Genomic DNA, 6,317 nt, shown 5'->3' with positions numbered 1-6,317 from the left:
CCGAAGCAAGAGGCGCAGCCCAGATTATTTTCGACACCCTCATCGAGGGTAAGGGGATCGAAGTCCAGAACGGATCGATCTTCCTGCCGAACGTTGCACCGGACGAAGGCATTTCCGCGCCATTCAACGCCATGACGACCTTCTTCGGCCAGTTCTTCGACCACGGACTCGACTTGATCACCAAGGGCGACAACGGGACAATCTTTATTCCGCTGGCTCCCGACGATCCGTTGATCACTCATGGTCCGGACGGTATCGCGAACACGGGCGACGAGCTTACCAATCCCGGCCAGCAGTTCATGGTTCTCACGCGTGCAACTCCCGTGGTTGGAGCAGACGGCGAGATTAATCACACCAATACGACGACACCCTTCGTCGATCAAAATCAGACTTACACATCACATTCGTCGCATCAGGTCTTCCTGCGCGAGTACGAGTTTTCCGTTGACAGTGATGGGAATGGAATACCGGATTCTCGCCCGGTAGCAACCGGACGACTGCTTGACGGTGCCACTGGCGGTTTGGCCACCTGGGGCGAGGTTAAAGAGCAGGCGCGAACCATGCTCGGCATCGATCTCGATGATGAGGACGCGCTCAATATTCCGCTGCTTTTGACCGACGAATATGGCGAGTTCATTCGTGGTCCGAACGGTTTGCCACAGATCGTCTACAGCATCGGAACAGACGGCGTGGTGGGCACCGGCGACGACGTTGTAGTCGAGGGCAATCTGGCGGCGCCAATCAACACGTCCGATCCCCACATCGATCTAGGCACGTCAGCTGTTCGTATTGGGCATGCTTTCCTCGACGATATTGCCCATACGGCGAACCCTTTCAACAGTCAGACCGGACAGATGAAGGTCCGCAACGAAGATGGGGTGATCAACGACGCCAACAACAATGGCACAACGGCTGACGATGCCACGCCACTTGGGGCGGGAGAATACGACGGCGATCTATTTGATTCTCACTATGTTACCGGGGATGGACGCGGCAACGAAAACATCGCACTGACGGCGATCCATCACGTCTTCCACTCCGAGCACAACCGGCAGGTGGATTCGATCAAGGCGGAGATTCTTGCCTCCGGCGATCTCGACTTCATCAACGAATGGTTGATCACTGACGTGACCGAGATTCCGGCGTCTGTCGCGGGACTTGTCTGGGACGGCGAACGCCTCTTCCAAGCCGGTCGTTTTGCGACCGAAATGCAGTATCAGCATCTCGTTTTCGAGGAGTTCGGCCGCAAGATTCAGCCAGCGATCGATCCTTTCGTCTTCAATGCCTCGACCGACATCGACCCGTCGATCATCGCCGAATTCGCCAATGTGGTTTACCGCTTCGGCCATTCGATGCTGACCGAGACAGTGGCCCGTACCGACGCGGCAGGTCAATCGCACGACATCGGCCTGATCGAGGCCTTCCTGAACCCACTTGAATTTACCAATAACGGGCTTTGGACGGCCGACGAGGCGACCGCGGCCATCGCGCGTGGCATGACGGTCGAACACGGCAATGCCATCGACGAATTTGTCACCGGCGCGTTGCGCAACAATCTGCTGGGGCTGCCGCTCGATTTGCCGGCAATCAACATCGCTCGTGCACGCGATACCGGCATGCCGACGCTCAATGAAGCGCGTGAGCAGCTCTATCAGTCGACCGGATCGAGTTTCCTCAAGCCGTATGAAACCTGGGCGGAGTTTGCAGCGAACCTGAAGACGCCAATGTCGGTGATCAACTTCATCGCGGCCTACGGTACTCATCCGTCGATCGAAGAGAACGGCGATGGCATGGAAGCGCGCCGTGATGCTGCGATGCTGCTCGTGTTCGGCGATATGGATATCAACGGTGACGGCATCGCCGAAACGGCGCCTCCAGATCGTCTGGACTTTCTCAACAGCCGAAATGGGTACACGACCGAGAGCGTCGGACTGAATGACATCGACATGTGGATTGGCGGCCTAGCCGAGCAGATCCTGCTTTTCGGCGGGATGCTGGGCTCCACATTCGCGGCCCTGTTTGAATATCAAATGGAAGCGCTGCAGGATGGTGACCGCTTCTATTATCTATCGCGTACTCAAGGCCTGAACTTCCTGAACGAGCTGGAGAACAACGCGTTCATCAAGATGTTCTACGCCAACACCGATCTTGGCCAAGCTGGCCCTGATGGCGTGCGTGGAACAGCCGACGACGTGATTCCGATGCATATCGGCGTCGACGCGTTCGGACAGTATGATTACGTTCTGGAGGTGGACAAGACCCATCAGCTGATCGACGATCCGGAAGGAGCGGATGATCCGGTTCTCGGTGCACTTGGGTTCAACAAGGTCACGCGTGATGATCCGACGACACCGGAGGATGAGAGCGCTGTCACCGGGCACGTTGCCTCAATCAATGCGCTGGTTCAGAAATACGACGCGAACGGTCTTCCGACGGGTGGTTTGATCGACGGATCGGAGGACGGCCTTCCCGGCATCACGATCGGCGATCTTCGGGAGAACGCTGCAAATCTCGGCATGGTCCTTTCGGACGAGGACCTGCTCAACGCGCCCCTCCTGAAGCTCAAAGCGGACGGAACGCTCAACTTCACGCCGGCGCCGGGTTCGACGACCACGTCGCCGGTTCTGAGCGATGATTTCGAGGCGACCTCTCTTGCCGACGGCGGAACGGGCGTCACGACGCATCCGCTTGGAAACTACACCATTGGCGCCCCCGCAGGCTGGGAAATCGTCGGGGGAACCGGCGGGCTCTTTGATCCAGCTGACGCAGTATCGGACCAGACAGGGCCTTCAGGCACCAACGTCGTCTGGCTCCGCCAAGGCGCAACCTTGGCGAAAAATACCGGTCAATTAGCGGTCGCGGGCGCTCTATACGAGCTAAGCTTCGACATCGGCGATCGCACCGACCAACCATGGCCGGGTGGCGAAGTGCGTATAGTTGCGACAGATGGAGCCAACTCGACCGTTATTGCCTCCGCCCTGCTTCCTGATCCAGGTGACGGCACTTGGACCAGCGTGACACTCAGTTCTGGTGCACTTCCGTCTTCCGTGGACGGGCAGGAACTTCGTATCGAGATACAGCAGGATGTAAGTGGTGGTGGCAACCAGATTCTAGTCGACACAATTTCTTTCTCGTCGGTCACCGAGGTCGTCTACAGTTCAGACCTTACGCCCGCCGATATGGGAATAGATTACGACCCGGCGGCGGATCCCTTCATCCGCGACGCGAACGGAAATGTGGTTCGAACCGGTGAAGGGATCGTGGACTCGATCCCGGCGGGCGGAAGCAACGATATTCTCATCGACCCCGTAGAGCTATCCGAAGTCTATACTCCGGGCAGCTACCTCCGCTTCAATGGTGGCGAACACGTCGTTCTCGGCGGTACCGCCGGCAACGACACCCTCATCGGCAGCTTCGGCGATGACGCGATCTGGGGTGATGCAGGTGACGATTTCATTCAAGGTGGCCAAGGCGTCGATCTGATCATCGGCGGTGCCGGTGACGACATCATCCTCGATGATGGTGACGAAGGAAACTTCATCAAGGGTGATGAAGGTGACGATGTTATTGCTAACTCGAACGGACCATTCGATATCCTGATGGGTGGCGACGGCAAAGACGTGATCTTTGTTGGCCTTGACGATACGGAGGTCTTCGGCGGGGAAGGCGATGACTTCATTGCCGGGGGTGAAGGCGTCGATTTCCTTCTGGGTAATGAGGGCGACGACTGGATCGAGGGCGGCGGCGGCTTCGACACGACGGCCGGTGACAACTCGGAACTGTTCTTCGACTCCACGGTCATCGGCCATGACGTCATGTTCGCCGGCAATGACGAGCACGATTTCGACGCCGAATCCGGCGACGACATCATGGTGCAGGGCGAAAGCGTCATGCGCAATGAGGGCATGTTCGGATTCGACTGGGTCAGCTTTCAGGGCATGAGGCTGGATGCCTATGCCGACATGCGGATCCGAATTTTTACGACTGAAGCACAGGACATCCTGCGCAATCGCTTCGACAAGGTGGAAGCTCTGTCGGGCTGGAATGGGAACGACCAGCTCTTCGGTGATGATCGTGTGGCACCTGGAGATGCCGATGATGGCATCGGCGGGGCTACGGTCGGCGCAAATGAGAACGTGTTCTTCAACGACAGTCTCACCCAGGCGGGCGTTGATCGGATCAATGGTCTGCGCGAGTTCCTCGGCGACCTCATTGATGATCGCCCGAACCTTTCTGCCGAAGAACTTGAGGGGATCATCGCCTTTGAAGAGGGCAATATTCTCATCGGCGGGGCTGGCAACGATCGGATTGAAGGCAATGGTGGAAACGACATCATCTCGGGAGATCACTGGCTGAACGTGCGGATCAGCATTCATGCTCCTTCGTCCAGCGAGGAAATCGCCACGGTAACGACCATGCGCCATGTCTTCGACGGGACCGATGGTCCGGCCGAATGGGCAGGTAAATCGCTCTTCGAGCTCCTCGTCGAGCGTACGGTCAAGCCCGCACAGATGAATATTGTGCGCGAAATTCTGCTCGACGAAAATTCGGGAGCGAGCTTCGATACGGCAGTATTCCAAGGCAATATCGCGGAATACGTAATCGAGGGTTTCGGCGTTGGTGGCCTGAACTACTCCGACCAGAACGGTGATGGGTTCATCGAGGTTCGCCACCTGGATCCAGTGGCAGCCGATGGGATCACCCTTGGTATCGACGGTGTCGACTATCTCAAAGGGATCGAACGTCTCGAATTTGCCGACGGCAGTATCAACCAGGTCGAGGGCAGCAACAGCCCACCGACCGGCAGCATCGAAATTTCCAATACGGAGCCGCAGGCCGGGGAAACCCTGACGATCCTGCTCGCCGGGCTGGCGGATCCTGACGGTCCGAATCCTGTCGCCGCAAGCGACCTGAGCATCACTTGGGAAGTCGAGGACGCATTCCAGTCCGCTACGTTCGTACCGGTTGGAACAGGCCCAAGCTTGCTGGTCACGGCAGCCATGATCGGTCTGCAGATCCGAGCGGTTGCACGTTACACAGACAATGCTGGCGTGCTTGAGTTCGTCAGTGCGGCGCCCACGGAGATCGTCGCCGGTGATGTGGCACCGATCGGCACAAACGGAGCCGATGTCCTCATCGGTACCAACGGTGCCGATATGATCAACGGTCTCGGCGGTGACGACGAGATCTTCGGTCTACGCGGCGGAGACACCCTTGATGGGGGGGCCGGAGACGACATCATCAACGGTGGCCGGGGGAACGACACACTCATTGGTGGTGCCGGCAACGATATCCTCGACGGTGGACAAGGCGGCAACGATACGGCTGTGTTCGACGGTCCGCTTGCCAACTTCACCATCGAGTTCGACCCTGACGGCAACATCGAAGTGGTGAACGCTGCGACTGGCGAGGAAGACCTGATCCTCAACATCGAGAACATCCAGTTCACCGATCAGACCATCACCTTCGAAGAAGCCCGGAATTTAGCTGGGATCATTGGTACTCCCTCCGGAGATTTTCTCACCGGTACGGCTGCAGACGAATTCTTCTTCGCAGGAGCGGGCCCGGATACTGTCTTCGCCGGCGCCGGTGATGATACAATATTCGGCGAAGGTGGTGCGGATGTCCTTAACGGCGAGGGTGGTGCCGACTTCATTGATGGTGGCAACGGTGCCGATACACTGAACGGCGGCGGTGGTGCCGACACCCTGAACGGTGGCAATGGAGACGACCTTCTCATTGGCGGTGGTGGCGCCGATATCCTGAATGGGGATGTCGGTGATGATGAGCTCAACGGCAACAATGGCGCCGATACGCTTACCGGTGGCCTTGGCAATGACACCATCAACGGGGGCAATGGAAACGACACGATTATCTGGAATGTCGGCGACGGCCGGGATGTCGTGGAAGGCGGCGTGAATGGCGGACCTGGTGATACATTTATCGTCAACGGCGATACCAGTTCCGAAAGCTTCGATATCTACGGCCCCGACGCCTTTGGGACTATTCCCGGCGGCTATAGTGGAGGTGCGCAGATTGTAGTCACCCGGAACGACGTGATTATCGCCGAGCTTTCGGGCATCGAAGAGATCGTCATCAATGCTGGTGGCGGACTTGATACCATCACGCCACATGGCGACTTCACAGGAACCGCTCTGTCGCAGAACACGATCACAATCAATGGCGGTTCGGGCGACGACATCGTCGATATCTCCGCGTTGCAATCTGCCCACCGTATCCTCTTCAGAACAAACGGAGGCAACGACACGATCATCGGAACCCTGCGTCCGCAGGACGTGGTTGAACTGGCACCAGGT

Annotated in this window: 1 protein-coding gene; it reads left to right on the top strand. The window is 57.8% G+C overall.

The features are described 5' to 3' along the window. Nucleotides 1-23: 23 nt before the first annotated feature. Nucleotides 24-6,317, top strand: a 6,294-nt coding sequence (locus J3367_RS20905; protein ID WP_421462555.1) for a peroxidase family protein, incomplete at its 3' end; no start/stop codon positions are given.

Origin of the sequence: Aurantimonas sp. NFXS3 (genome assembly GCF_049132005.1) — a bacterium.
Lineage (GTDB): Bacteria > Pseudomonadota > Alphaproteobacteria > Rhizobiales > Rhizobiaceae > Aurantimonas > Aurantimonas coralicida.
The sequence above is the reverse complement of the archived record's forward strand: the minus strand, read 5'-3'. Positions and strand labels throughout refer to the sequence as shown.